The organism is Mycoavidus sp. HKI (genome assembly GCF_020023735.2).
Classification (GTDB): Bacteria; Pseudomonadota; Gammaproteobacteria; order Burkholderiales; family Burkholderiaceae; genus Mycoavidus.
This window is the reverse complement of record NZ_CP076444.2, coordinates 1151879-1177607: the sequence shown is the minus strand read 5'-3', so window position 1 is coordinate 1177607 and position 25729 is coordinate 1151879. Positions and strand designations below refer to the sequence as shown.

The 25729-nt window shown below is 48.1% G+C and carries 22 protein-coding genes and 1 pseudogene; 18 read left to right on the top strand and 5 right to left on the bottom strand.

Annotated elements, in window-relative coordinates; all coding sequences use genetic code 11:
- The first annotated feature begins 30 nt into the window (after positions 1-30).
- A complete protein-coding gene (folE2, locus tag KMZ15_RS04645) occupies positions 31-864 on the top strand; it encodes a GTP cyclohydrolase FolE2 (RefSeq protein ID WP_223691092.1) in 834 nt (277 codons plus the stop codon).
- 84 nt (positions 865-948) lie between these two features.
- On the opposite strand, the gene tsaD is transcribed toward folE2, so the two are convergent.
- Positions 949-1968: a tRNA (adenosine(37)-N6)-threonylcarbamoyltransferase complex transferase subunit TsaD gene (tsaD, locus tag KMZ15_RS04640; RefSeq protein WP_223691090.1), complete on the bottom strand. Its 1020-nt coding sequence runs from the start codon at positions 1966-1968 to the stop codon at positions 949-951.
- Positions 1969-2337: 369 nt separating this feature from the next.
- Here tsaD and KMZ15_RS08985 point away from each other — a divergent pair, with 369 nt between their 5' ends.
- The gene (locus KMZ15_RS08985; RefSeq protein ID WP_368859503.1) at positions 2338-2406 is read left to right on the top strand and encodes a hypothetical protein; all 69 of its coding nucleotides are present in this window, start codon (positions 2338-2340) and stop codon (positions 2404-2406) included.
- A gap of 670 nt (positions 2407-3076) precedes the next feature.
- A complete protein-coding gene (locus KMZ15_RS04635; RefSeq protein ID WP_223691088.1) occupies positions 3077-4690 on the top strand; it encodes a radical SAM protein in 1614 nt (537 codons plus the stop codon).
- Positions 4691-4753: 63 nt separating this feature from the next.
- Here the strand turns inward: KMZ15_RS04635 and KMZ15_RS04630 are convergent, their stop codons facing one another.
- A complete protein-coding gene (locus KMZ15_RS04630) occupies positions 4754-5362 on the bottom strand; it encodes a LysE family translocator (RefSeq protein WP_223691086.1) in 609 nt (202 codons plus the stop codon).
- Positions 5363-5983: 621 nt separating this feature from the next.
- Here KMZ15_RS04630 and rpsU point away from each other — a divergent pair.
- From rpsU to KMZ15_RS04605, 5 genes are all read left to right on the top strand, one after another.
- Entirely contained in the window at positions 5984-6196 is a 213-nt protein-coding gene (gene rpsU, locus KMZ15_RS04625) for a 30S ribosomal protein S21 (protein ID WP_223691084.1), read from the top strand.
- 78 nt (positions 6197-6274) lie between these two features.
- Positions 6275-6727, top strand: a complete 453-nt coding sequence (locus KMZ15_RS04620) for a GatB/YqeY domain-containing protein (RefSeq protein WP_223691081.1) — start codon at positions 6275-6277, stop codon at positions 6725-6727.
- 138 nt (positions 6728-6865) lie between these two features.
- Positions 6866-8725: a DNA primase gene (gene dnaG / locus KMZ15_RS04615; protein WP_223691080.1), complete on the top strand. Its 1860-nt coding sequence runs from the start codon at positions 6866-6868 to the stop codon at positions 8723-8725.
- Between the two features lie 206 nt (positions 8726-8931).
- The gene (gene rpoD, locus KMZ15_RS04610; protein ID WP_308710625.1) at positions 8932-10974 is read left to right on the top strand and encodes an RNA polymerase sigma factor RpoD; all 2043 of its coding nucleotides are present in this window, start codon (positions 8932-8934) and stop codon (positions 10972-10974) included.
- 7 nt (positions 10975-10981) lie between these two features.
- A complete protein-coding gene (locus tag KMZ15_RS04605) occupies positions 10982-11386 on the top strand; it encodes a PaaI family thioesterase (RefSeq protein ID WP_223691076.1) in 405 nt (134 codons plus the stop codon).
- Between the two features lie 47 nt (positions 11387-11433).
- Here the strand turns inward: KMZ15_RS04605 and KMZ15_RS04600 are convergent, their stop codons facing one another.
- Positions 11434-12516 carry a folate-binding protein YgfZ gene (locus tag KMZ15_RS04600; protein WP_223691074.1) on the bottom strand — a complete coding sequence of 361 codons (1083 nt, stop codon included), beginning with the start codon at positions 12514-12516 and terminating at the stop codon, positions 11434-11436.
- Positions 12517-12665: 149 nt separating this feature from the next.
- Between KMZ15_RS04600 and mltG the strand changes: the two genes are divergently transcribed.
- From mltG to KMZ15_RS04565, 7 genes and pseudogenes are all read left to right on the top strand, one after another.
- Entirely contained in the window at positions 12666-13631 is a 966-nt protein-coding gene (gene mltG / locus KMZ15_RS04595) for an endolytic transglycosylase MltG (protein ID WP_223694703.1), read from the top strand.
- Positions 13628-14251, top strand: a complete 624-nt coding sequence (gene tmk / locus KMZ15_RS04590) for a dTMP kinase (protein WP_223691072.1) — start codon at positions 13628-13630, stop codon at positions 14249-14251. The genes mltG and tmk overlap by 4 nt, the downstream gene beginning before the upstream one ends.
- 196 nt (positions 14252-14447) lie before the next feature.
- Positions 14448-15506 carry a DNA polymerase III subunit delta' gene (locus KMZ15_RS04585; RefSeq protein WP_223691070.1) on the top strand — a complete coding sequence of 353 codons (1059 nt, stop codon included), beginning with the start codon at positions 14448-14450 and terminating at the stop codon, positions 15504-15506.
- Positions 15507-15532: 26 nt separating this feature from the next.
- Positions 15533-16036 (top strand): GNAT family N-acetyltransferase, encoded by a 504-nt coding sequence (locus tag KMZ15_RS04580; protein ID WP_223694701.1) that lies wholly within the window; start codon positions 15533-15535, stop codon positions 16034-16036.
- Between the two features lie 23 nt (positions 16037-16059).
- A complete protein-coding gene (locus KMZ15_RS04575) occupies positions 16060-16860 on the top strand; it encodes a TatD family hydrolase (RefSeq protein ID WP_223691068.1) in 801 nt (266 codons plus the stop codon).
- A gap of 176 nt (positions 16861-17036) precedes the next feature.
- Positions 17037-17912 (top strand): Rpn family recombination-promoting nuclease/putative transposase, encoded by an 876-nt coding sequence (locus KMZ15_RS04570; RefSeq protein WP_223691066.1) that lies wholly within the window; start codon positions 17037-17039, stop codon positions 17910-17912.
- Positions 17913-17918: 6 nt separating this feature from the next.
- Positions 17919-18179, top strand: a pseudogene (locus KMZ15_RS04565) (TatD family hydrolase); the annotation flags it as partial.
- A 110-nt stretch (positions 18180-18289) separates the two neighbouring features.
- Here KMZ15_RS04565 and KMZ15_RS04560 read toward each other — a convergent pair.
- Positions 18290-20464 carry a hypothetical protein gene (locus KMZ15_RS04560; RefSeq protein ID WP_223691064.1) on the bottom strand — a complete coding sequence of 725 codons (2175 nt, stop codon included), beginning with the start codon at positions 20462-20464 and terminating at the stop codon, positions 18290-18292.
- Positions 20465-21567: 1103 nt separating this feature from the next.
- Between KMZ15_RS04560 and KMZ15_RS04555 the strand changes: the two genes are divergently transcribed.
- Positions 21568-21927: a hypothetical protein gene (locus tag KMZ15_RS04555; RefSeq protein WP_223691063.1), complete on the top strand. Its 360-nt coding sequence runs from the start codon at positions 21568-21570 to the stop codon at positions 21925-21927.
- Between the two features lie 194 nt (positions 21928-22121).
- Here the strand turns inward: KMZ15_RS04555 and KMZ15_RS04550 are convergent, their stop codons facing one another.
- Entirely contained in the window at positions 22122-23108 is a 987-nt protein-coding gene (locus KMZ15_RS04550) for an IS110 family transposase (protein ID WP_223691062.1), read from the bottom strand.
- A gap of 432 nt (positions 23109-23540) precedes the next feature.
- Between KMZ15_RS04550 and tnpB the strand changes: the two genes are divergently transcribed.
- Positions 23541-23897: an IS66 family insertion sequence element accessory protein TnpB gene (tnpB, locus tag KMZ15_RS04545; RefSeq protein WP_223691061.1), complete on the top strand. Its 357-nt coding sequence runs from the start codon at positions 23541-23543 to the stop codon at positions 23895-23897.
- 21 nt (positions 23898-23918) lie between these two features.
- The gene (locus tag KMZ15_RS04540; protein WP_223691060.1) at positions 23919-25610 is read left to right on the top strand and encodes an IS66 family transposase; all 1692 of its coding nucleotides are present in this window, start codon (positions 23919-23921) and stop codon (positions 25608-25610) included.
- Positions 25611-25729: the final 119 nt, after the last annotated feature.

The window sequence follows — 25729 nt, the reverse complement described above, 5'->3', positions numbered from 1 at the left end:
GTTATATAAAAAGCGCAGGAATGTGTTGCTATGAGTAATGTATTGAACCCCGTTTTTGTTATGTCCGATGTGCAGGGCAGTATTGATACCCGCCAAATCCCGATTCAGCGGGTGGGTATCAAAGCCGTGCGCCATCCGCTCACGGTGCGCAGCGCCACGGGCGCTAGCCAGCCAACCATTGGCCTTTTTGACCTGGATGTGTATTTGCCAAGTGAGCAAAAAGGCACGCATATGTCGCGCTTTATCGAGTTACTCCAAGCAAGCACGATAGACGCGGTGACGGGGGAGGCAATACCGCTTGACCTAGCCGGATTTCAGGCAATGCTGATGAAGATGCTGGCTAAATTAGAGACCACAGCAGGTCGAATTGAGGCCACTTTTCCCTACTTTATCAATAAAACCGCGCCGGTATCCGGCGCCCAAAGCTTGCTTGATTATGAAGTCAGCTTTATTGGCGAAGCGCGTGACGATAGCAGTCGGATTTTTTTGAAAGTGCTGGTACCGGTGATGAGCTTATGCCCATGCTCAAAAGAAATTTCTTTATACGGCGCGCATAATCAGCGTTCGCACCTGATCATCAAAGCTGAGTTAAATGATCATCAACTCCCGGTTGAGGAACTCATACGAATTGCCGAAGAGTCCGCCTCTTGTGAGTTATGGGGGCTATTAAAGCGGCCAGATGAAAAATTTGTGACCGAACGCGCGTATGACAATCCAAAATTTGTCGAAGATTTGGTGCGCGATGTGGCGAGCCGGCTTAATCAAGATGATCGGGTGGTCGCCTATATGCTTGAAGCTGAAAATTTCGAGTCTATTCACAATCACAGCGCTTATGCGCTGATTGAGTGCGACAAGCGGCAATGAGTGGGAACCAAGCCGCAATGAATGCGACAAGCAGCAAAGCACCTCAAAGCGTGCTTAAATTGAGGTACTGAGGCCGAGCAGCATTTAAATCGCAGCCAAATCCCAGCGTGGCCGCACCGTAAAAGCGTAATGCTTATTGGCTTGTTCCGGCCAACGCTGCAACCTGAGCGCACCAGCCAGCGCAATCATTGCGCCATTATCGGTACATAATTCTGGGTCTGGATAATGCACATCAAAGGCATACTTTTGTGCCGCGACTTTAAGCGCGGCGCGCAACTGCTGATTAGCGCCCACTCCGCCGGCCACGACCAGCCTGCTTAGGCCCGTTTGTTTAAGGGCCTGCACGGATTTTGCGGTGAGGACATCAACTGCGGCATCGACAAAACCGCGGGCAAGATTTGCCTTGGCCTGTTCGTCAAGTGGCTGGCCGTATTGCTTTACCTGCGTGAGCACTGCTGTTTTAAGACCGCTAAAACTGAAGTCGAGATCTTTTGAGTGGAGCATTGGCCGTGGCAGAACAACCGCTCCTGGCGTACCGGTGGTCGCTAACTGTGACACAGCCGGGCCGCCCGGATAATCTAGCCCAAGCAATTTCGCGGTCTTATCAAATGCCTCACCCGCCGCATCATCGAGCGTTTCACCTAACATTTCGTAGTCGCCGATATCGGTCACGCGCATTAACTGCGTATGGCCGCCCGAGACCAATAAGGCAACAAACGGAAATGAGGGTGGATCGTTGGCCAGTAATGGCGAGAGCAAATGTCCTTCCAAATGATGGATGCCAATCACCGGCTTATCCCACGCTAGGCCAAGGCCATTGGCAATGCTCGCGCCTACCAGTAACGCGCCGGCGAGTCCGGGGCCTTGCGTAAACGCAATCGCGTCAATCGCCGCGGGCGTAATGGCAGCTTGCTCCAAGATCTGTTGCAGGAGGGGCAGCGCGCGCCGAATATGATCGCGCGAAGCCAGTTCAGGCACGACACCGCCATAGGCGCGATGCATGTCAATTTGTGAATGCAAGGCATGCGCCAATAGACCGCGTTCTGTTTCATAAAACGCGAGTCCGGTTTCGTCGCAAGAACTTTCGATACCGAAAACGAGCATAAAGATAATAAGTTAACGAGAGTTTTGTTTAAGGTTTAGCTGCTACCGAAGTCTATTTTCGTCAAACAGAGATAAATGCGGCTTGCGATGGATGCTCACCCTCTTGATGTTCGCCAAACAAATTTTTGGCAGCCTGAAGCATTGTCTCATATTGCGAATGCCCTGCTCTCCGGATTAGGTTCAACTCCCATCATCGTTTGGACGCCGTGACAGAATGTGTAGCACATGACTAACAACGATTAAGCGATTGCGATCTAGTCTACTCAATTCGCGTAGCAAAAGACCAAGCTCGGCGTATATTTTGCTCAAACACGAGAGTGCTGTGGGCAAACTGATCCATTTAAGTTATGGCGCTATCAAAGCGCCATTATGAAGCAGCACCTGAATCAAGGTGATACCTTGCTACCCGTGGTCCTGCCGCTGATTTTTTATCACTGAGCAGCCCCTTATAGAGGCCCGCTCAGTCTGTTGGAATGCTTCAGGCACAAAGCGATAGCACAAGAAATATTTGCGCTGACAAAATCCATCCAACTGATTGCGCTATCAGCCATACCGGATGATGTATTGATGACGCATAAGTTTTGTGCAGTAATGAAATTAGCGTAAAAATGCATCTGCAGTTTGGATTTTTCGCAACTCGTGCCTAAGGTATTCGAACTCTTTAAGCGCTATCCATTAGCGATTGAAAAAATAAGAATATTGCTATATTATCTAGCAAAAGAAGATTGAGGAATGGATCAACAGTAGTTTGTCCAATTTGTGATTAGCCATGCACCACATTATCAGGAGGACATTACGTCGATTGCACAATATTGGATCCTACATGTCGCTACCTCCCCTCATTTTTTAAGAAAAAATAATTCTTATATATCAATAAGTTACATTTTTTTCTTAAAAAGGTGGCAATAGCAATACGTAGGATCCAGCCCGAAAATCAAGCTTTTAGAAGCATAGTAAGCGGCTCGCTAGCCGAACGGCCGTCAAAGAAAATATAAATAGTTATTATAAATCAATAACTTTAAATACTGTTCGTTGAAAGCGGGGGTAGTGGAATGTAGGTTATAAGAAATACAGGACATAGTGAGCATAGAAAATTGTGAGGAACTAAATGAAACAAATTTTATCCCTAACTGAAGCTCAGTACCCCATTGACAGTTACGCCGAATTGCACCCGATAATGAATGCTGCAGCGGCTCATTATAAAGAGAAGGCAAAGGTATTTGAAACGGGCTTACAACGCCTTGATGAATTCGGAATAAGGCGAACCTTTCACGGCTTCTATTACATATCCCATTATTATCCTCTTCGAGCCATGTCAGAAATCAGTGGCCAGAGAGCTAAAGAGATATTGTCGGAGATGGCGGGTAGTACATTTGAAGTATATCTCCATTACCCTTTCTGTGAGCAACTATGCTCATTTTGTCATTTTCACAAGAAGATAACCAGTTTAGACAACGTGGAGAGACGTGAGACAGAAGTCATTGATACACTTATAGCCGAACTGCAACTAAATACCCAGATCATGGGACAGCGTATCAAGGCACGGTCACTACAACTCGGTGGAGGGACTCCCTCGTTGATGACCAATCAGGGCCTTGTTCGGCTACTGAAAGCATGCGAAAAATATTTAGACATTCAGAGCGATGCTGAAATAAAAACTGAAATCTATCCGAAGCATTATGATGAGAATTATCTTAGGGAAAAGCTAAGGATCCTCAAAAGCTTTGGATTCACTGACCTGGTAATTGATTTGGAAAGCGGAAACCAAAAAACGCTTGATTTTATCCAAAGAAAAAACTCATCACTCGATGATTATTTGAGACTTGTAGAAATTTGTATCGAAGAAGGATTTACATCATTTATTACTGCGCTCATGGCAGGACTCCCGTATGAAACGTATGACTCCATGTACTCTACTGTGGAAACGCTATCTGAGATAAAAGAACTGAGTGTTATAAATGTCTTTCCCACTATTATGAGGGAGAGCGACCCAATTTCCAAAAAATTAGAACTGAACCCGGAAGCGTTCAATGACTCTAGCACACGCGCCAATATGTGGCTGATGGCTCGAATGGCTCTTCATGACAAAGGATTTATTGATGGGCCAATTTCGTATCTGCATCGCCCTGCTATACGTCCAGAACAGCAAGCAGACAAATTTGAATGCGTTAACCTGATCGGGTTTGGTCCGTCATCCTTCGGCTATCTCAATGGGCCTCATAATGATTGGGCTGGACAATATTTCAACTTTTGCTCTACAGAAGAACACCGAAAGAGGATTAATGAAGGATACCCAGCGATATGGCGGATTGGTCAATATGACAATGAGGAACGCGCCAGGCGAAAAATAATATTCGGCCTTGCAAATGTCAAAACAGAGAATCTACTTGCAATAGAGAAAAACTATAATGTAAGCATTGACAAGATAATGGGCAAAACACTCAATGCCTTGCACTCGCTTGATCTGATTGAGCTAGACAAATCGATACATGGCATCCGGTTTACGGACCAGGGATTAGCTCGACTTGAAGAGATTACCTACTATTTCTATAGCAAATTTGCTAAAGATAAATGCGATGAAATTCCGGATACGCGGGACGAAAACTACAAATGGCTGATCAATCAGCATTATGCCGTCACTGTGCGGCGAGAAGATCGGCTCCGCTTCGAAAAATATGAAGTTTCTATGAGCAATAATTTTATGGAAAAGCTTAGATATTAAAGGCAAGAGAGGCGAGATATTCTTTGTTCCTGAAAGCTCTCGCCTCTCTTAGATATTTTTGCGTTACTTGCTCAATGCAATAAAAGTAGCACACACGATCATCAGCAAGGCACATCCTTTATTCAATAGCCCGATGAATCTCGGTGACCCAAAAAGGTTTCTGAGCTTTGTTGCAAAGATTAACCAGATTGCATAGACGAATCCCACCACAACCGCCATGGTTGCTACTAGGATAAGCAGTAAAGTAAACTTTCGATCAGCACCGCTAACGAAAAATGGCAAGACCGAAACATAAAATATCATTATCTTTGGGTTCCCGATACTCAGGAATATTCCAGCGGCAAACATATTTTTTGAAGTCATTTCTTGTCTGGAAGCTTCAATACTAGAATCCGCTTTCCATAAATTAAAAGCAATATACATCAGATATGTTGCGCCTAACCATTTGATAATAGTAATAATATAATCGGCATGTCCGGGTAAAGCACTTAAACTTAGGTAAGCAACAGACAGCCAGAGAGCTTCCCCAAGCAACATGGCAAAAATATAATACGCTATTCCTTTGTTTCCTTTAGATAATACATGTGCCACTAAAAAGACAATATTGGGACCCGGGATATTTGCTGCAGCAAATAATATCGATGCGAACAAAACAATTTTGCTTACTAACATTACTTTATCCTAGAGGTTAATATGTATGATCTGATCTAACCGTTCGAAATTCAAGTTTTTAAATGAGGGGTAGCGGAATGTAGATTGGATTGAGAAGGGACATCAAAAAGGCTTGCAAGAAGCTAAGCTTGAAATAGCTAGAAATATGTTGGCGGAAGGTGTGGCGCTTGATTTTATCAAGCAAGTGACCAAGCTTTCTGAAGATAAAATTTTAGCACTTATGTAATATCTCATCGTTAGATATATGGATGGCGTCCAGTGAGCGCGACAAAAGATACGTGTATCCAGCTTGTCACCGGTAGGTCGTTTTCCTCAACGGATTCAATCTTCTAAACGCAATTGCGTCAATCGCCGCGGGCGTAATGGCGGTTGCTCCAAGGTCTGTTAGAGTAAGGGGAGCGCGCGCCGAATACTATCGCACGAAGCCAGTTCAGGCACGATACCGCCATAGGCGCGATGCATGTCAATTTGTGAATGCAAGGCACGCACCGCACCGCGTATTCAGCAATACATATCGCAGCATCCTGAAAAATCATATAGATGACATAAGTTAATTTCTTTCCCTATGCTATAATGTCGACCTTTGAATTGCCCTAAATTTTATAAACTCACTCTGAACACATGACCACTATTCGCGTTAAAGAGAACGAACCGTTCGAAGTAGCAATGCGGCGCTTTAAGCGCACAATTGAAAAAAATGCACTTTTAACTGAGTTGCGCGCACGCGAGTTTCGCGAAAAGCCAACAGCTAAGCGTAAACGTAAAAAAGCAGCCGCAGTCAAGCGTCATTTCAAGCGTTTGCGTGGTCAGATGCTGCCTAAAAAACTCTATTAATTTTTTAACTGTTGCTGGCCTGCTGCTTTTCTGAGTAAGCAAACTTCTGAGTAGCAAACATTGGATGGAAAGCACATCATGACTCTCAAAAATCGCATTACCGAGGACATGAAGGCCGCCATGCGCGCCCGCGAGGCGGATCGACTAGGGACGATCCGTTTATTGCTGGCCGCGATTAAGCAACGTGAAATTGATGAGCGCATCGAGCTTGATGATACGGCCATTTTTGGTGTTATTGACAAGCTGATTAAGCAAAGAAAAGATTCAATCGTTCAATTCCAAAATGCTAGCCGGCTTGATTTGGTAGCGAAGGAAGAGGCCGAACTTGTCATATTGCAAGTGTATATGCCGCAGCCCTTGACTGAGCAAGAAATTGCCGCCGCAATCCAAGCTGCAATGACGCAGGTAAGTGCGGTTGGCCCTCAAGATATGGGGAAAGTGATGGCGTTGCTTAAAAGCAGCCTGCTTGGCCGCGCCGATATGACAGCGGTTTCAATGCAGGTTAAAGCGGCATTGTCAGCAGCACGTTAATGAGCTTATTGTATCTGCTCTAAGCGAGCACCTTACTGGTGTGTCTATCAAAGTGCACGCTCAGCACTTAATCCATAACCCACCGATAACCCACTGCTCTGGGAAGAAGGGCGGTTTCAAATCGGAGTCAGTTCTATCATGATTCCCCACACTTTTTTGCAGGATTTACTGAACCGCATTGATATTGTTGAGGTGGTGGGTAAGTACGTGCAGTTAAAGAAGGGTGGGGCGAATTTTATGGGCTTATGCCCATTTCATACGGAAAAAAGCCCATCTTTTACGGTGAGTCCGAGCAAGCAGTTCTATCATTGCTTTGGCTGCGGCGCACATGGCAGTGCCATTGGTTTTTTGATGGAGCATACGGGCCTGGCATTTGTCGAGGCCGTGACTGAATTGGCTCAATCCGCTGGCCTGACTGTGCCGCGTGAGCCTCAATTTAACTCCGCTGGCAATAATGTCGCGGCTAGCCCGCGCAATCTAGCCAGCAGCTTGGTCGACACCATGCGGCAGGCGTGCGATTACTATCGTAAACAATTGCGGGGCGCGACGAACGCCGTGACCTATCTAAAAAAGCGCGGCTTAAGCGGAGAAATCGCCGCTCGTTTTGGGCTCGGTTATGCTCCTGATAACTGGCAAAATTTAAGCGCAGTATTTTCTGCCTACCGGGCGCCTGAGTTGAGCGAGGCAGGCCTTGTAATTGACAGCCAGAAAACGGATGCGCAGGGTCAGCCGCGCCGCTATGATCGCTTTCGTGACCGCATTATGTTTCCTATCCGTAATATGCGCGGGCATGTGATTGGCTTTGGCGGGCGGGTACTTGAACAAGGTGAGCCAAAGTATTTGAATTCCCCGGAAACGCCCCTATTTAATAAGGGCAACGAATTATACGGATTGTTTGAAGCACGCGCGGCAATCCGTGAAAAAGGTTATGTGTTGGTGGTGGAAGGTTATATGGATGTCGTCGCCCTAGCGCAGCTTGGTTTTCCGAACGTCGTGGCCACGCTTGGCACGGCGTGTACGGCGAATCATGTGCATAAGCTCTTTCGGCAAACCGATCAAGTGGTCTTTAGTTTTGATGGGGACCCGGCTGGCCAGCGCGCGGCGCGGCGTGCGCTTGAAGCGTCTTTGCCGCATGCGGCGGATAACCGCACTATCCGTTTTTTGTTTTTACCGACAGAACATGATCCAGACAGCTATTTGCGCGAATATGGCGCGGCCGCATTAGCGCGCGAGATTGCAGGCGCACTGCCGTTGTCGCAATTTTTGTTGAACGAAATACTGGCTAACAAGCCCTTGGAGCAGCCGGAAGGACGCGCGCAAGCTTTATTTGACGCTAAGCCGTTAGTGCAAAGTTTGCCGGCCAATGCGTTGCGCGCGCAAATTTTGCACCGCTTAGCGACTCAGTTTGAGTTGCCGCTGGCCGAAGTGACCCGCTTATGCGAAGTCAAGCAAGCACCGGCTCAGGCAATTCGCCAAGCACCTGTGCGTAGTGAGCGCAGGCGGGTGACGGACAATGAGCAACGCGCGTTACGTAACCTCATTTCTTGGCCGCGCATTGCAGATACTTTAGATCAGGACGAGCGACACACACTGCTTCATATTACGCGTAATACAGCATTTTTTGAGGAGGTGCTCACGCACGCCCAGGCACTCGGTAACACAGCAAATTTTAGCTTGCTTTCGGATTTATTGAGAAATTCTCGCTATGCGCCAGCATATGAGGAGATCTTTCGTGAAATTCTTGTCTATGATGAAAATGTACGTGACTTGATGCAAAGCACGCTGGAGATGTCGAGTGTCGATACGGATCGATATCAAGAGCAAGAGCGCTTAGCCGGCGCGGAATTGAAGGCGGCTATTATTAAGCTACGTTATAGCGAGTTGTGTGAGCGCCGTGAGCATTTAGCCAGGCAATTGAAATTATCCGCCGAAGAAACGGCAGAATTTGCAACATTGCTACGCCAAACGGCAGAACTCAAGCAGCGTTTAGCGAGTTAGAGAGTATTTAGATATAAAGTATTAGAGTATTTAGATTTAAAGTTTTAATTAGATATAACTTCACATGTTAAAATAGTGGGTTTTAGCCGGCTATTTTTAAGCAAAGGTAGATTGTAATGGCAAAGACAGTAAGCGGAAAAACGGCGGGCAGTAAAGTAACCGAAGAGCGGAAAAAATCTGCTATCGGTAAAGCTAAATCTAGCAAAATCGCGGTTGAAAGCACGCTAGCCCAGCCGGTTACTGGCGCCGACACTGATGCGCAGCAGCCAGAAGAAAGTGCCGGCAAAGGTGAAAAAGTAAAAGCGCGCGATCGTCGCGCCAAAGAAAAAGCGCTATTAAAAGATGCGTTTGCGTCACATCAACCCGGCACGAATGAAGAGCTCGAAGAGCGACGGGGAAAATTACGCACGCTGATTAAATTAGGTAAGGAACGAGGCTTTCTTACTTACGCTGAAATCAACGATCATTTACCTGACGATTTAGTTGAAACCGAAGCGCTAGATAATATTATCAGCACTTTTGGTGATATGGGCATTTCTGTTTACGAGCAAGCGCCCGATGCGGAGACGCTGTTGCTCAGCGATAATGCCCCCACTGTGACCAGTGATGATGAAGCTGACGAAGAGGCTGAAGTTGCCTTATCAAGCGTTGACTCTGAATTTGGCCGCACGACCGATCCCGTGCGCATGTATATGCGTGAAATGGGAACCATCGAGCTGCTCACGCGCGAAGGTGAAATTGAAATCGCCAAGCGCATTGAACAGGGCCTGAAGAATATGGTCCAGGCCATCTCTGCGTGTCCAACCACGATTGCGGATATCTTAGCCATGGCCGAGCGCGTGGCTAACGATGAAATCCGCATTGATGAGCTGGTCGATGGCTTAATCGAAGAGAGCTCCCAAGATGGGGATGAACAGGCTGGCACTGAAGCTGAGCAAGCTGAGGTGGAAGACGATGAAGCGGACGACGCAGATGCCGAAGAAGATGAGGATGACGAGGGCGCAGCCGCCGAGCGGGCAAATGCTGCACAGTTAGCGGAATTGAAACAAAAGTCGCTGGAGAAATTTGCCTCCATCGGCGACTGGTTCGACAAAATGCGCCGTGCTTTTGAGAAAGAAGGATATCAATCAAAAGCGTATCTAAAAGCGCAAAAAACGATTCAAACTGAGCTCGTCTCGATTCGCTTTACGGCCCGCACAGTTGAGCGCTTATGTAGCACATTGCGCGCGCAAGTAGAAGAAGTACGAATTGTTGAGCGCCAACTTTTGCAGATTGTGGTAGATCGCTGCGGCATGCCACGTACTGAGTTTATCTCGACTTTTCCGGGCCATGAGACGGATCTTGAATGGGCGAAAAAAATCATCGCTGAAGGGCGCTCTTATAGTGCGGTGCTTGAACGCAGCCTGCCTGCAATTCATGAGTTGCAACAAAAGCTGATCGACTTGCAAGCGCGTGTCGTCTTGCCTCTGAAAGAGCTAAAAGAAACCAATCGGCAGATGGCCAGGGGCGAGTTAGGCGCTCGTCAGGCTAAACGCGAGATGACCGAAGCCAATTTGCGGCTGGTGATTTCGATTGCTAAGAAATACACCAATCGCGGCCTACAGTTTCTTGATTTAATTCAAGAAGGCAATATTGGCTTAATGAAGGCGGTGGATAAATTTGAATACCGCCGCGGTTATAAGTTTTCGACTTATGCTACGTGGTGGATTCGCCAGGCGATTACCCGTTCAATTGCAGATCAAGCCCGGACCATCCGGATTCCTGTGCATATGATTGAAACCATCAACAAATTGAACCGGATTGTGCGGCAAATTTTGCAAAAAACCGGGCGTGAACCTGACCCTGCCATGCTAGCCAAAGAAATGGCAATGCCGGAAGACAAAATCAGGAAGATCTTAAAAATTGCGAAAGAGCCGATCTCGATGGAAACCCGCATTGGTGAAGATGATGACTCTCATCTGGGCGATTTTATTGAAGATAACAACACCGTTACCCCGGAAAATGCAGCGTTGTATTCAGGCTTGCGCGATTCCGTTAAGGATCTACTCGATACTCTGACTCCGCGTGAGGCTAAAGTATTGCGGATGCGTTTCGGGATTGATATGAGCTCGGATTACACCCTGGAAGAAGTCGGTAAGCAATTTGATGTCACGCGTGAGCGGATTCGTCAAATCGAAGCCAAAGGCATGCGTAAAGCACGTCACCCAAGCCGTTCCGAGAAGTTAAGGCCGTATTTGGTGAGCAATTAAAGCGCCGATGAAATCACCGGCCGAATCTCCTAGCAGCCCATTTATTGATCTGCTGCGGATCCAGCAAATCCGGGCTGAAAACGGTGAGAGTGAGCTGCTGTTGCCACTCGAGCCGTTTCATCTGAATGCCTGGAATATTGCCCACGGCGGCGTCACCATGACGCTCTTGGATAGTGCTCTGGCTTTAGCTGCGCGTAGCATCGCGGCGGCCAACACAGGGGTTGTCACGGTAGAAATGAAGACTAATTTCATGCAACCTGGGTTGGGGTGTTTGCGCGCCTTCGGGCGCGTTCTTCATCGATCCAGCACGATGGCGTATTGTGAAGGCGAAGTGCGCGACAATCGCGATACTTTTGTCGCTAAAGCCTTGGGTACTTTCAAATATTTGCGGGAACGTCCGTTGAATCGTTGATTCAATGAACGTTCTCTGAATCGTTGATCTAATCTTGCTTAAAACGGCTAGGCAATAGCAGGTAACGCATAGGGCTGCGTCAGTAACGTGAGGACGGACCCAGCAGGTGTTTCCACATGGATGGTGCTAGCCGCTTCCTGATCAAGTGCTGCAAGTTTGAGCTCAACCAAGCAATCCACCCCGCCACCAGGGGCTGACGCCGCATTCACCACCATCCCGCAGGGTTGCCGCGGATCGGTAGAGTGAAAGACTTCCGTGCCGGGCTGGGCCTTATCTGTATGCGCTAACATCATACGGCGCTTAATCGTGCCACGATACTGGCTGCGCGCGACGATTTCTTGGCCAGGGTAGCACCCTTTATGAAAATCAACCCCGCCAATCACCTCAAAATTGACCATCTGTGGGACGAATTTATCTTGCGTGGCCTCCATAATGCGCGGCTCGCCGGCGCGTATCTCCAACCAATCCCAAACCGCTGGCGTGATAGCTGTCAGGCAGGTGCTTAGGGTCGTGAGCTGTGCGTTGAAGATGGCAGGGGGCGCAATCCATAGATAGCGCGCGCAGTGGGCGGTGGCAACCGTCTCAGTGGCGACAGGCGACACGGCAATTGGCGCATCTGACAGGCGTATTAGTGTGCCTGCTTCACTCTCAACTTTGCTGTGCGCTAGCTCTGGCAAGTTTGGAAAAAGTGGCGCTAACAGCCGCATCGCATTGCCGGTCAAACCAATCAGCACATTATCAGCGCCCACATCATTGAGCTTGACCTTGCTGCGCAAAATAAACATCGACAAGCGCTTTTGTATCGCCGCTTGCAGATCACGCGACAACATCAGTTGAATGGTCTCAGCATTCGACTCATCATTGTGTTTGGCCGCACGCCAAACCAGGAAAGTCGCGAGTAAACGGCCCTTGATGGAGCATAAACCAGCAAATTGTGCTTTTTCTGCGGCAAGCTTTTCAATATTATTCGTCAATTGGCCATGCAAAAAAACCGCCGCATCCGGGCCGCTCGCTGCCAAAATAGAAAATTGATCCAACACCGTAAAGGCGCCAGTTGTCAGGTCCTGAACGCTACTTGATAGAATAGAAGACATCTCACCCCAGCCAGTAGAAGTTGCTATTTGCTTCATTTTTTTGCCTTAAGATTACGCTTGAGACTTCGCTCAATCTAAACAAGCAAGTATTATATGGGCTTTTCAACACGATGCACGAGATGCTTGTGATTAAACAGCAGATGAAAAGACGGTTACGGCTCTGTGCCATAAAATTTTTGCGCGCCATGACGATCTTTGCCTTGCTGATAGCGGGCGGCGTTTATCTCTGGGCCAACACACCGCTACGGCTTGCGCATGACACGCTCGATGTCACCATCAAGCCAGGCAGTGGTTTTAGAGGGGTAGTCGCGCAGTTGCAAAGCGAAGGGGTACCCGTCCAGGCGATGCCATTTGAACTGTTGGCGCGTCTGCTTAAAATGACGACTCACTTAAAAGCCGGTAACTATGAGTTTCATCGCGGCGTTACCTCCTATCAAGTCTTGCAAAAGATTGCCCAAGGCGATGTGAGTCAATATGCTGCAACGATTGTAGAAGGCTCAACCTTCGCGCAAATGCGTGCCGAGTTGGCGCTCCATCCTGCTTTAACGCACGACACAGCCGATCTGAGCGATGCACAATTAATGAAAGCCATTGGCGCCCAAGAAACCCAGCCCGAAGGCCTGTTCTTTCCAGACACTTATTTCTTTGAAAAAGGGGCGAGCGAGCTCGGTATTTATCGGCGTGCCTATGAACTTGCGCAAGAACGTTTAACCCTCGCTTGGGCTACGCGGGCCCCGAATTTGCCCTATAAAACACCTTATCAAGTATTGATTGTGGCTTCTCTCATCGAAAAAGAAACCGGCCGGCAAGCAGATCGGCCGTTTATTGCTGCTGTTTTTGCAAACCGGCTGCGCATCGGCATGGCGTTGCAGACCGATCCAAGCATTATTTACGGCTTAGCAACTAACTATACAGGCCGTTTGCGCAAACAGGATTTAAAGGCAGATGGACCCTATAATACGTATACCCGGGCGGGTTTGCCGCCGACCCCCATTGCCTTGCCAGGCCAAGCCGCACTGGATGCCGCGACGCGGCCAGGGTTGAGCGCTGCTCTGTATTTCGTGTCACGGGGCGATGGCACGAGTGAATTCTCGAACAACTTGGCCGATCATAATCGTGCTGTCGATAAATTTATCCGAGGTATGCAATGACGGCACGTGGCAAATTGATTACCTTTGAAGGCATCGATGGCGCAGGCAAATCGACTCATCTAAGGTGGTTTCGCGAGCGGCTTGAACTCAAATTAAAGCCTGCTGGAGCCGCGGTTATTGTCACTCGCGAGCCAGGCGGCACGGCGCTTGGCGAAGCCCTGCGCGAGTTGTTGTTGCATCAACCGATGCAGCTCGAGACCGAAGCGCTCTTAATGTTTGCTGCGCGCTACGAGCATTTGGCAACCGTCATTGAGCCGGCGCTGAAGCGAGGCGATTGGGTGTTGTCCGACCGTTTCACCGATGCCAGCTTTGCCTATCAAGGCGGCGGGCGCGGGCTGGGGTTGACTCGGCTAGCTGCGTTAGAAACCTGGGTACAAGGCGATTTTCAACCTGATCTCACCGTACTGTTTGATCTTCCCACTGAAATTGCCAATCAACGGCGCGGCTTGGCGCGCACGCCGGATAAATTCGAGAGCGAATCTGACGCCTTCTTTACTCGCGTGCGGGCTGAGTATCTGCGCCGGGCAGATGAAACCCCGGATCGTTTTGTGCTGATGGATGCGGCGCGCAGCATTGCAGAAATTCAACAAGAACTAGAGAAAGTGATTGTATCTTTATGAATTTTAAGGTTTTTTACTTAATAAATCGCTTTGCTTGTGATCTCTATTAACTACTTAAGCAATTGCTTTAATTACGGTCTCTAAGCTTGCTATGAGCGGTCTCTTGCCCACCTGCTTAAAAAGTAGAGGCGAAAGCGATGAAACCTCTTTGTTTTATAATTCTTAAAGTTATAAATGACTTTAACTAATTTGTTTAATGGCTTATTTAAGCGTGAAAAATAGTATTTATCCTTGGCAACTTGAAGACTGGCAGCGCCTCTATGCATTACGTGCACAGTGGCCGTCCGCACTCCTATTACATGGTCAAGCAGGCATCGGTAAAGTTGACTTTGCGCGCTATCTGGCGCAGGGGCTGCTATGTGAAACCCCCACCACTGATGGGCAGCCCTGTCATGAGTGTTCTGCTTGTCATTGGTTTGTACAGGGCAATCATCCTGACTACCGCGTGCTATGCCCGGAAAATATCGCCGCTTTAAGCCACGATGCCGTGGCCGCTCAAACCAATAGCGAAGCCCAGGAATCCGAGAAAAAAACCCGGGCCCCCAGTAAAGAAATTAAAATCGAACAGGTGAGGGCGCTGTTGGATTTTTGTGCGTTGGGTTCGCACCGCAACGGCCGGCGTGTCGTTTTACTGCATCCGGTTGAGGCGCTTAACACCGCCGCCGCCAATGCTTTATTAAAAACCTTAGAAGAACCACCGGCCAATGTGGTTTTTCTACTGGTTTGTACCCAGCTTGCTCAATTATTGCCGACCATCGTAAGCCGTTGCCGGCGCTGGCCAATGCATGTGCCCACAGCAACTCATGCATTGCCTTGGTTAACTCAGCAAGGCTTAGAGGATGCTGCGGGCGCCCTGGCGCAAGCGGCTGGCTCGCCGCTGGCAGCGCTGGCTTACGCGCATGATGAACATGCCGCTTTAAGGCGTTTTACGCTAGACCAACTCGCCGCCGGCGCGGCATGTGACCCCTTTGCCTGTGGCGCAAACTTGCATAAACTACCGATTCCGCTCGTACTGAGCTGGTTGCAATGTTGGTTATATGACCTCACTTTATTGCATCTAGCAAACCAGACCCGTTACTACCCAGCGGATAAGCCGGCATTAGCCCGCTGCGCCCAACATCTTAATCCGCTACGGCTAGTCCGTTATGCCCGTACCGTGAGCCTGCGGCGCGCAGTTGAAAACCACCCCTTGAATGCCCGCTTGGTATTTGAGGAGTTATTTGCAGACTATCGGTCTATTTTTACCACTCATTGACGCCGGTATGCGCGATGCCTATGCCAATCAATATCCAAATTAGAGATGCAACGCTCGATGATTTGCCGGCTATTGTGGCCATTTATAATTCAACTGTACCATCGCAGCAGGTATCGGCAGATGCCGAGCCGATCACGGTCGAAAGCCTCGAGACATGGCTGAAGGGGCGCGAAACCAAGACGAGGCCAGTTTGGGTGATTGAAAGCGAAACAGTACCTGAATGTATTGTGGGCTGGCTAAGTTTCTCCGATTTTTACGGCCGGCCAGCCTATAGCGCGACCGCGGAACTCAGCATTTATATTGATGAACGCTGGCGCCAACAGGGGTGTGGCAAATTCATGTTGGAATGCGCTCTTGAATATGCGCCGTCACTTGGGATTAGTACTGTGCTCGGTTTTGTCTTTGCGCAGAATATAGCAAGCCTTAAGCTTTTTCGTAGTTTTGGCTTCTCCGATTGGGGCGTGTTGCCGCGTGTTGCCAAACTAAACGAGACCGAGCATGATCTGATTATTGTTGGCCGCAGAGTCTAATTATTATTGTTAACGGGATATCCATGTTTGTTGATTCACATTGTCACCTCAACTTTAAGGGGTTGATCGAGCGGCTGCCGCAATTGCTTGAAAACATGCGCGCTCATTCAGTTAGCCATGCACTCTGTGTGAGCGTTAACCTTGAAACTGTTTCAGAGGTGCTGGCCGTTGCGCAAGCCCATGACAATCTATTTGCTTCAGTGGGCGTGCATCCAGACTACGAAAATGTGCAAGAGCCGAGCGTTGCGCAGCTCATCGAGCTTGCTGCGCACCCCAAAGTGGTGGCGATTGGCGAAACCGGGCTCGACTATTACCGGCTAGAAGGCCGAACACCCGCTGAGATGGAATGGCAGCGCGCACGGTTTCGCACGCACATTCGGGCCGCGTGTGCAGTCGGCAAACCGTTAATTATTCATACCCGCGCAGCCGCCGATGACACCCTGAGGTTGATGCGCGAAGAGGGTGCCGATCAAGTGGGGGGGGTGATGCATTGCTTCACCGAGAGTTGGCAAGTCGCTGAGGCAGCGATAGCGCTGAATTTTTATATCTCCATATCTGGGATTGTCACCTTTAAAAATGCGCGCGATCTGCAAGATCTTGCTCGGCGCGTGCCATTAGAGCGCCTACTGATTGAGACCGATTCCCCTTATTTAGCACCAGTGCCACACCGTGGCCAGACAAATGAACCGGCTTTTGTAAGCCATGTGGGCCGTTTTGTGGCGCAATTGCGTGGCGAAACTGAAACCTTAGTCGCCCGCGCGACGAGTGATAATTTCTTTAAGCTTTTTAAGATCGAAGCCCCTAACGTAGCAGAAGTTGAATAGACATTGATTGTCCAGATTGATGAAAGACAACGAGGCCATCCGATTGTGCTCAGAGCTCCTAGATCAGGGAAAACAAATTAGCCATTCAGCCTAGTATTTATTATTGGGGCATCGTGCCAGAATATTTAGCATTCTCAACCTGTTGGCGGTAAGTCAACAAACAAGATAAATGCTAGATGAACAACTTATCAATGCCGCACGATGCCTTATTTAAATTATTTCTTATGGATGTCGAGATTGCTAAAGAATTTCTACAAATCCATTTGCCTGACTCTTGGCAACAAGAATTTGATTTCAATACTCTATCCCTTGCTCCGGGCGCATTCGTTGAGTCCAATTTAAGCCAGCATTACAGCGATATTGTTTATTCAGTCCACATAATGAAAAACCAAGGCTTAGCGTATATCCTGCTAGAACATGAAAGTGCGGTAGGTAAGTTAACGCCTTTTAAGCTGTGGCGTTATCAAAGTGCCATCATGAAACAACACCTTAATCAAGGCGATACATTGCTACCGGTGGTATTGCCATTAATTTTTTATCGGGGTACAGATCCATATAAAGGCTCACTCTGTCTTTTAGAGTGTTTCAGACACAAGCCAATAGCACAAAAAATATTTGCATTAACAGAACCCATTCAACTGATTGCGTTATCGACTATACCAGACGAAGTGTTGATGACACATAAACGTTGTGCAGTAATGGAATTGGCGCAAAAATACATTCATGATCGGGAATTGATGGAGCTTGCACCAAAAATAGTTGAGCTATTTGAGCGTTATCCAATTTCGATTGAAAAAAGACAAGCATTACTATATTATCTAGCAAAGGAAGGCCGAGGAATCGACAAGCAATTTGTCCAATCTATGATTAACATCGCACCACATTACCGGGAGGATATTATGTCTGCTGCACAATATTTAATTGAAGAGGGCTGGCAAAAAGCTACGCTTGAAATTGCTAAAAATCTGCTAGCAGAAGGTGCCGCGCTAGATTTGATCAAGCAAGTCACTAAACTTTCTGACGATAAAATCAAAGAGCTTACATGTCATTGAATCGTAATTGTCACTTTTAAAAATGCGCGCGATCTGCAAGAGCTTGCTCGGCGCGTGCCATTGGAGCGCCTACTGATTGAGACCGATTCTCCTTATTTAGCACCAGTGCCACACCGTGGCCAGACAAATGAATCGGCTTTTGTAAGCCATGTGGGCCGTTTTGTGGCGCAATTGCGTGGTGAAACTGAGACTTTAGTCGCCCGCGCGACGAGTGATAATTTCTTTAAGCTTTTTGGGATTGAAGCACTTAACGTATCAGCGGTCTAGACATTTAAGACCGAGTCGAGCCGGCACAACCTATGCAGACAAAGATGGCACTTGGGGCAGCTATGTGCATATTACCCCTAATTTGTGGATAGGTTCTTAGAAGGCACAAGTCAAGCGTACTTCAGAATCCAAGTAAATGCACGAGTACTGCCCGCCTTCAACTCGAAGGGACGCGTCGTACAAGCAAAATTCGAATGTAGCTGCCCAATCACGGTTGTTGAAAACGGATTGATTACCCCGCCTGTCATCTCAAAATTAGACAGTGCGCAGTGATCAAATCCCATGGTGCCATAATTAGTGACATCACTATTTGCATAGGTAGCCGAAAAACCATCATCATTGGTTGCGGCGCTCTGAAAATCGGCAAAAGACGTGAAATCTGTCTCGACGGAGATATTTCCAGTTAGCGTTCTAGAACTTAGCGTATCAGTTCGCGTTATAGCGCCTCGACCAAACGTCAAAACCGTATGGGTTTGCAGGTCGATATCTGTGGCATATTTTGCGTTTTTTACGGTTTGCCTGAAATTGGCCATGTCGAAGGACACCATAACCTGGCCGTTGCATTCCTGCACACTCAGATTTTGATAATATGTGACCGGAATGTAAGTTTTCCCGTTATAAGAAATCTGAGGGATCAACAATGCGTAGCTCAGATCCGCTGTTCCATAGATCAGTTTGTCGGAAAAAGGTATTGGATAGTACGGAGTCTGCAAGTCAAAATCAGGCGCTTGGTTCAGGTTCAGATTAATTATGCGCTTTTCATCGCGCACCGTGATTAGCGCTGCGCTATACGGGTGAGCCTTATCGGTAGGCAGGTTGTACCAGGTGAGAGTGTAATGCGGCATCATATCCAGCCAGGCTTGAAAGTCAGGATCAGGCATTGATGCTTTACCGCCAAAATTTAGCTTGTTCCACCAAGCATTCATATACATGTATTGGTGTAAGAGGCTGAAATTCTCACCCATGACACGAGGCTTGCCGCGATATGCATCAGTGCCACGGCCTTTAACCCACAGATTCACCGATGGCGTGGGCAAGGTTGGGTCGTACCAGAAAGTGTTAAAGCGATAAGCCGATTTATAGATAAATGAATAGGCTATCTGCATTTCTTGCTTGGACAACACGCCTGTATTTGCCGCCGCAGTTAAGATTTCCGCAAAAGCCGAATCCCCATATGGGCCAATAGATCGGCCATAGTTGAAACCCTGACCATCGGTATTGAGCTGAGGAAGAATGAGGTCGACTGATTTCCTCAGATAACCTTTTAATTCTTGCGTCAAATTAGCCTCATTGCCTATTTCTAGAGTTCGTTCGACGACTTCAGCAATGAGCAAAGCGCTGTATCGATCAAAGCGCGCCTGATCATAATAGGTGGTATTAACATTCGAGGCTTCGTCAGAAAACCCATCCGAAGAATCGTTTCTAATATGATTAGTAATTGCATATAAAAGTGCCTCGGGCGCATCCATTGATGCCACAGCCGGGTTGGTAGGGGAGGAGAAGGTCGGATTGCTCCACCCTAATTTTTGTCTCAAGCCGGCAATTCCGTAAGCAACCGCATAGTAATTTTGAGCAGAATTAAGCGACGCAATATCGATCGGCATGCCTGCTGCAGGGCATGTATTCAAATTGCTGCTTGCACCTACGCCAAACATATCGCAGAAGGCCAGACGATCTAGCATTGCATCACTGAAGACTTCATTGAGCATACCGTGCACTTTAAAATTATTGAGCGCGAGGAGGTAGTAATATTCACCCCAGGAATTATTTGCATACATGTAGTTGGCGCCGCTCATCTGTGTCATCATTACGGTAGTTATTTTTTGATAAGTCGCAAGGTAGTCCGCGTAATTCGGATCGTCTTTCATTTTCATATCAATCAATATATACGACAGACCGAGCGCCAACTTACCAGGCAAAAATTTATCCCCCGTATTCGTATCTAACACATGTACCGGGCTACCGTCGCCGAGGTCCATCACCACTTGTGTGAAATCAGGCGCTTCCTTAATAAGATCAAAGAGCGCCCTCATATGCCCCATCATGGTAATGGGTACGCCTGCGCCCACCGGGACGCTCGTGTCTGGCGTACCGTAAACAATTCCGTGAAGAGAATCAGCTGCAGTGTTGGATATATTGGCTACCCCAAAAGGCGAGATAGTCTTAGTGGAGAGAACGGCAGTTGGATTGTTTAGACCGTCCTCTATCTCGCCTCTGTGTGCATTGGCTAAAAAGGAGAGTGTACCGAGCGCAAAGCCAATTGGCTGGAGTCTTGACAAAAGCATTTATTCCCTCGATTGGAATTTAACTAATGCCGAAATCAGCATTTTTCACAAATTTATTTGTTTAGTTATATATGGATTCTCCCAATTTGCAAAGTTTTCAATTCATGCCTGTGGGGTGAGGTAGTCGGTTAATAAGTCGGCCCTGAATCTGTGCACATCGCCGGTGATCGCGGTCGACACCGTGATGCAATAAGCGATCGAGCAACGCTGCCGTTAGCGTTGTGTCCTGTGCAAACCGTGCTCATTGGTGCATTATCTCCTTCAGGTCTGAACCCAGATTCTACCCAGCAAAAGGCTTTCGCGACACCCTCTAAACGCCGGACAATTCATTTGCTCCCCACACTGACATAGGCCATATTTTTGCTTGACGAATTCGTTTAACATAACTAACATCTGGTTCAGTTGTTTATCTAAAATCGTAAATATAAGAAATTGTGAACTAAAAGAGCAGTCGCTTCTAGTCCATCAATATGTGTTAAAGGGGGGCTATGTGAACTTTAAGTTTGCATAGAGTTCATTCATTTTGAATAGGATGTGGGTTCGAGATAGGGTTGCTCAAGCAAGTGGCGATGAGGTGGCAAGGTGGGTCAAAACGCAAGCGCATCGGCCTAAAATCTAAGACTTAGCTTGGTAAACCGGGAGGGGCCTATATGTACTGCTATGCTACCAACAGTATCTGGAGCTGGAAATTCTAATAAGTCCATAAGTTTCAACTGCGATCAGACCACCGATATCCAAAAGGACAAAGCGTATTTAGGGTGGGCTTGTACCCAGTGGCAAAATGAAAATCCTTATGAAGTTCACGACTCATTCATCGAAACGCAAGCCCGAACCCGTGCAGGACTCCACTATTTGTGATGGAGCAAAATATGACTGCACGCAAGCCTGAATTATCCCTAGCCGACATCGACATTGGCTAGGCAAGTCACTATATGTGGATCAAAGCCAGGATTATTATGAAGAGCGCTATCGGCAGCGGGTACTTCATAATCTTGCTCAGCGCGCTGAAAAACTGGGCTTTCAACTTACGCCTATTTCACAAATAGCCTAGAAAGCCTTTATATATCAATAATTTATGATTTGTTTCTTAGGAGGAGGTCAGAATGTTGGGCATTCGTGTAACTGGTCAGTTGACTATCAATCAGCAAGCTCAGGGTAAAACTCAAGCGCAGCAAGAGGATGCGAATGAGGCTTTAAGCAAAGAGCGGACGATTCTTGATAATTCTCCAATAGACCCTAAAGAGCCAGCTTTGCAAGCCAAGTTTCAGCCCGGAAAATTTCTCCCAGAGCTGATAGCCAATCAAGCCCCTAAAATCAGAGAAATACTTAAGATAGTTACGCAGCACGAGACGTTCTGGCGTAACCGGTTACGAGCCTATCAGTCGATTCAGCTGCCATATGAAACGAGGCCAACACAAGCTTTGGCGCAATGGACCACCAGTGCTTGGGTAAGAACGCCATGAACCCCAGACTTGTGGCTTGAAGTTGGAGTCCTCATACTTTCTCACATCTAAATTCAGATGGAGCAATAGAACAAAGATGAGATTGGGAGAAAAATTTTGGTCAGCCCATTTGGAGGCAGCCAAACACAAAGGTAGCTCATTGAGTAGCTATGCGAAGCGGCATGGTGTATCTGTGAAAGATACCGTCTTTCAAGTCAAGCGATATTTGCATAATTTTCATCATATGGCATACGTGATTTGAGTACGCCGAAACAGAGATGGACGAGTTTGCGCATACATGCCCCAAGAGCAGACATAGAAGATTTACCGCGGTTACGTAATCGTTCATATAATGCCTTGACGTGGGTGTTATAGCGTATAGCAACGATAGCGGCCATATAAAGCTTGGCGCGGATTTCTGGAGGGCCGGCCTTAGAAAGTCGAGCCCGCCCAAATACTGAGGAACCGGATTGTCGTTCTACAGGCACTAGGCCAAGATAAGCGGCGAGCTGCTCAGCACTCTTAAAGGAATGGGTCTGCATCACAGACAGCATAGCTTTGCCTACTTGCGGACCAATGGCACGAATGCTCTTTAAAAGATCCAAGTCTTCCTTCAAAGCGGAGTGCCGATCAATATGCTCATCGATTTCTTGCTGAAGCTGTTTTAACTGCATCTGCAAGAAATTAATACTGTCACTAAGCGATTTATGAACACGCTCAGGAGCAGATACAATCTGAATTTTTTCTTGGCGATTACGCTCACGCTGTAAGTCTTCAGAGATAGCTTCCTGACGAGCTAGAAAAGCTTTAAGAACTCTCACCTCTGGAGCGGGCGGAACCCAAGCATCAGGCTTGCATAGCAAACCAAAACGCGCAATCAAAAAACTGTCAACACCATCCGTCTTGGTCCTGATAGCTAAGGTACTACCTAGAGATTTGACTTTGACTGGATTGACGATAGAGACCCTGGCGCCAGCGTCGTGTAGAGCTTGCGCTGCTTGTTCATGATAAATTCCCGTCGCTTCCATTGTGACGTGAAGATCGGTCAGTTTAATGTCTTGTTTAACAAGCCATGTTAATAGCTCGGTGAACCCCGTTTGGCTATTGGTGACTTTTTTAGATTTACGTTTTAGGCTAGTTTCATTTAATAGTAATGAACAATCTAGCTTCGCTTTAGCAACATCGATACCTAAGTAAAACATTTTGTATTTTCAATTTAAAATATGAAGACCAACTCACTCACTCGCCTTGTGCATGCAGGGTCTAGCCCTTGGCTACCGTCCAGTGTTTTTGCTGGTGAGGGGGTGAGATGAAGGGTTTAATCTTTCACACAAGGTCTAAGCCTTAAGGCCTATAAAAAACTCTCTTCATCTCAGGTGATGGTAGCTAACCATCACAGAAAGAAAGATACAAGGCCTATATTATTGGCAGAACAAATTAAAGGCGACAGATGAAAGTGTCGAATCGAGGCAGGCAAGCAAATTTGTAGCGCTGCGGGTGAGGGAGGCGGTTGACGAGCCACGCGCTTGCGGTTGCAGCTTAGTATTGCCCTCAGGAATGCGGCTAGAGCTATCTGACCTGCCGTCGCCAGAATGGCTGGTGGCCCTTGGTCGTGCGGCGCAAGGAGAGCACTGATGCATCCGGGCTGTGAGATTGAGCAGGTTTACTTGTGCCAGGAGCCAGTTGATTTTAGGAAAGCGATCAACGGCTTGAGTGCGCTGGTCGAGCAAGAATTGGGACTAAACCCGTTCGGCAGTGCACTGTATGTTTTTATCAATCGCCAGCGCAATAAGCTCAAGGTATTGTACTGGCATCGCAATGGTTTTTGCCTGTGGCTCAAGCGCCTTGAATCGGAGAAATTTGCCTGGCCTAAGGGTGCCCAAGAGGCCACGCAGACGTTGAGCTTACAGGAATTTGAATGGCTTCTGGAAGGGTTTGATTTATGGAGAAACAAACCGCATAAAACACTGTATTTTAATACTGTTTCATAGAGAGATTTGATAAAATATGGCATGTTTGAAAGTGCCGAAAAAGAATTCATTTTACCCATAGACTTCGCTCTGCCAGAGGTCACGCTACCGGCCGTTTTGTCAACCGATGTGGCTGCGCTCACAGCGCTGTTGCATACGCAACAGCAAGCGTATGAGGCGTCCCAGATGGCAGCACGCAATGTGATCAGTCAGGCACGCGACGAGATCAGTCAGGCACACAACGAGATTAGCCAAGCACACAATGAGATCAGCCAAGCACGCGATGAGATTAGGCGCCTGATCGAACAAATTATACTGGCGCGGCGGCGCCAGTTTGGCCCGAGTTCAGAGCAGATGAGTGGCCAGGGCCGTTTGTTCGATGAAGCGGAAGTATTGGCCGAAGCCACAACCGAGGTAGAGGATATCGCACCACTGGCCCCCAAGTCGGAAGGCCAAGAGAAACCTGCGCGCGGCAAGCGGAGCCCATTACCAGCAGAGTTGAAACGAGTTGAGATCGTGTACGATGTTCCCGAAGCCGAACGCACCTGTGCCTGTGGGACACCGATGGTGGTCATCGGACAGGATGTGAGCGAGCAACTCGACATCGTGCCCATGCAGATACGTGTACTACGCCACATTCGTATGCGCTATGGCTGCCCCAGCAGTGTTCATGCTCCAGTCACAGCACCATTGCCGCCGCAGCCTCTGCCTAAGAGTAACGCGAGCGCCAACTTCCTGGCCATGCTGTTGACGGTTAAGTTCGTCGATGGCTTGCCTCTCACCCGTTTCGCCAAGGTACTGGATCGCCACGGCATGTCCGTGCCCACCCAGACATTGGCGCGCTGGGTAATCAGCTGTGGTTCTGTGTTGCAGCCCTTGCACAATCTGATACGCGACACCTTGCTTGAGAGCTCTGTGCTGCATATCGATGAAACGGTGGTGCAAGTGCTTAAAGAGCCGAACAAAACGCCTACCTCCAATTCGTATATGTGGGTACAAACCGGCGGACCGCCAGGCAAACCGGTTGTCATTTACGACTATGATCCTAGCCGTGGCAGGGAGGTGCCCGTGCGCTTATTGCACGACTATCGCGGTTATCTGATGACCGACGGATATGATGCATATAACAAATTAACTGAGATCGAGGGCATCGAGCATCTCATGTGCTGGGCACACGTGAGACGGCGCTACATCGAGGCGGTCAATGTTCAGCCCAAAGGCAAGAGTGGGCATGCCGACGAGGCTATCAAGATGATAAGACAGTTATACCGCATCGAACGTGATCATAAAGACGCCGACGACGAAGCACGCCTGAAGGCGCGCAAGAAGCTGAGCATACCGATCCTGGATAAACTGTACGCTTGGATGGAAAAGTTGCGGCCTGGCGTTACGCCGAAAAGCGCTCTTGGTGGAGCACTGAAGTATATGCACGATAACTGGAGCATGCTCAAGCGCTATACCGAGCGCGGCGATCTGCCGATCGATAACAACCGCTGTGAGAATGCGATCCGCCCGTTCGTGGTAGGTCGCAAGGCCTGGCTGTTCAGTAATACGACAGCGGGTGCCCATGCTAGTGCCGTCATCTATTCGCTGGTCGAAACGGCCAAGGCCAATGGCCTGGAACCCTATCTCTGGCTGCGCTATGTCCTGCATGAGTTGCCAGCAGCAAAGACTGTCGAGGATGTCGAGGCGCTGTTGCCATGGAATTTTAACCCCCTGACCAATATCAGTTAGCGGTCCCTTATCCCTATCTAATTTGGCTACTCCCACATGCTGCTCTGGACAAAATTCCGCTCCCATCCTTAACTCTGCTCCATCGCTTCTGTTTTATCTAGAGGAATTCAGTATGCCTT

Coding starts and splice junctions, on each gene's coding strand:
- KMZ15_RS04555 (WP_223691063.1), top strand. CDS start 21,568: ATGTTGGGCATTCGTGTAACTGGTCAGTTGACTATCAATCAGCAAGCT.
- dnaG (WP_223691080.1), top strand. CDS start 6,866: ATGATTCCCCACACTTTTTTGCAGGATTTACTGAACCGCATTGATATT.
- KMZ15_RS04585 (WP_223691070.1), top strand. CDS start 14,448: ATGGCTTATTTAAGCGTGAAAAATAGTATTTATCCTTGGCAACTTGAA.
- mltG (WP_223694703.1), top strand. CDS start 12,666: ATGACGATCTTTGCCTTGCTGATAGCGGGCGGCGTTTATCTCTGGGCC.
- KMZ15_RS04550 (WP_223691062.1), bottom strand. CDS start 23,108: ATGTTTTACTTAGGTATCGATGTTGCTAAAGCGAAGCTAGATTGTTCA.
- KMZ15_RS04575 (WP_223691068.1), top strand. CDS start 16,060: ATGTTTGTTGATTCACATTGTCACCTCAACTTTAAGGGGTTGATCGAG.
- tmk (WP_223691072.1), top strand. CDS start 13,628: ATGACGGCACGTGGCAAATTGATTACCTTTGAAGGCATCGATGGCGCA.
- KMZ15_RS04600 (WP_223691074.1), bottom strand. CDS start 12,516: ATGAAGCAAATAGCAACTTCTACTGGCTGGGGTGAGATGTCTTCTATT.
- KMZ15_RS04620 (WP_223691081.1), top strand. CDS start 6,275: ATGACTCTCAAAAATCGCATTACCGAGGACATGAAGGCCGCCATGCGC.
- KMZ15_RS04605 (WP_223691076.1), top strand. CDS start 10,982: ATGAAATCACCGGCCGAATCTCCTAGCAGCCCATTTATTGATCTGCTG.
- tsaD (WP_223691090.1), bottom strand. CDS start 1,968: ATGCTCGTTTTCGGTATCGAAAGTTCTTGCGACGAAACCGGACTCGCG.
- KMZ15_RS04630 (WP_223691086.1), bottom strand. CDS start 5,362: ATGTTAGTAAGCAAAATTGTTTTGTTCGCATCGATATTATTTGCTGCA.
- KMZ15_RS04560 (WP_223691064.1), bottom strand. CDS start 20,464: ATGCTTTTGTCAAGACTCCAGCCAATTGGCTTTGCGCTCGGTACACTC.
- tnpB (WP_223691061.1), top strand. CDS start 23,541: ATGCATCCGGGCTGTGAGATTGAGCAGGTTTACTTGTGCCAGGAGCCA.
- rpsU (WP_223691084.1), top strand. CDS start 5,984: ATGACCACTATTCGCGTTAAAGAGAACGAACCGTTCGAAGTAGCAATG.
- KMZ15_RS04540 (WP_223691060.1), top strand. CDS start 23,919: ATGTTTGAAAGTGCCGAAAAAGAATTCATTTTACCCATAGACTTCGCT.
- KMZ15_RS04635 (WP_223691088.1), top strand. CDS start 3,077: ATGAAACAAATTTTATCCCTAACTGAAGCTCAGTACCCCATTGACAGT.
- KMZ15_RS04570 (WP_223691066.1), top strand. CDS start 17,037: ATGAACAACTTATCAATGCCGCACGATGCCTTATTTAAATTATTTCTT.
- folE2 (WP_223691092.1), top strand. CDS start 31: ATGAGTAATGTATTGAACCCCGTTTTTGTTATGTCCGATGTGCAGGGC.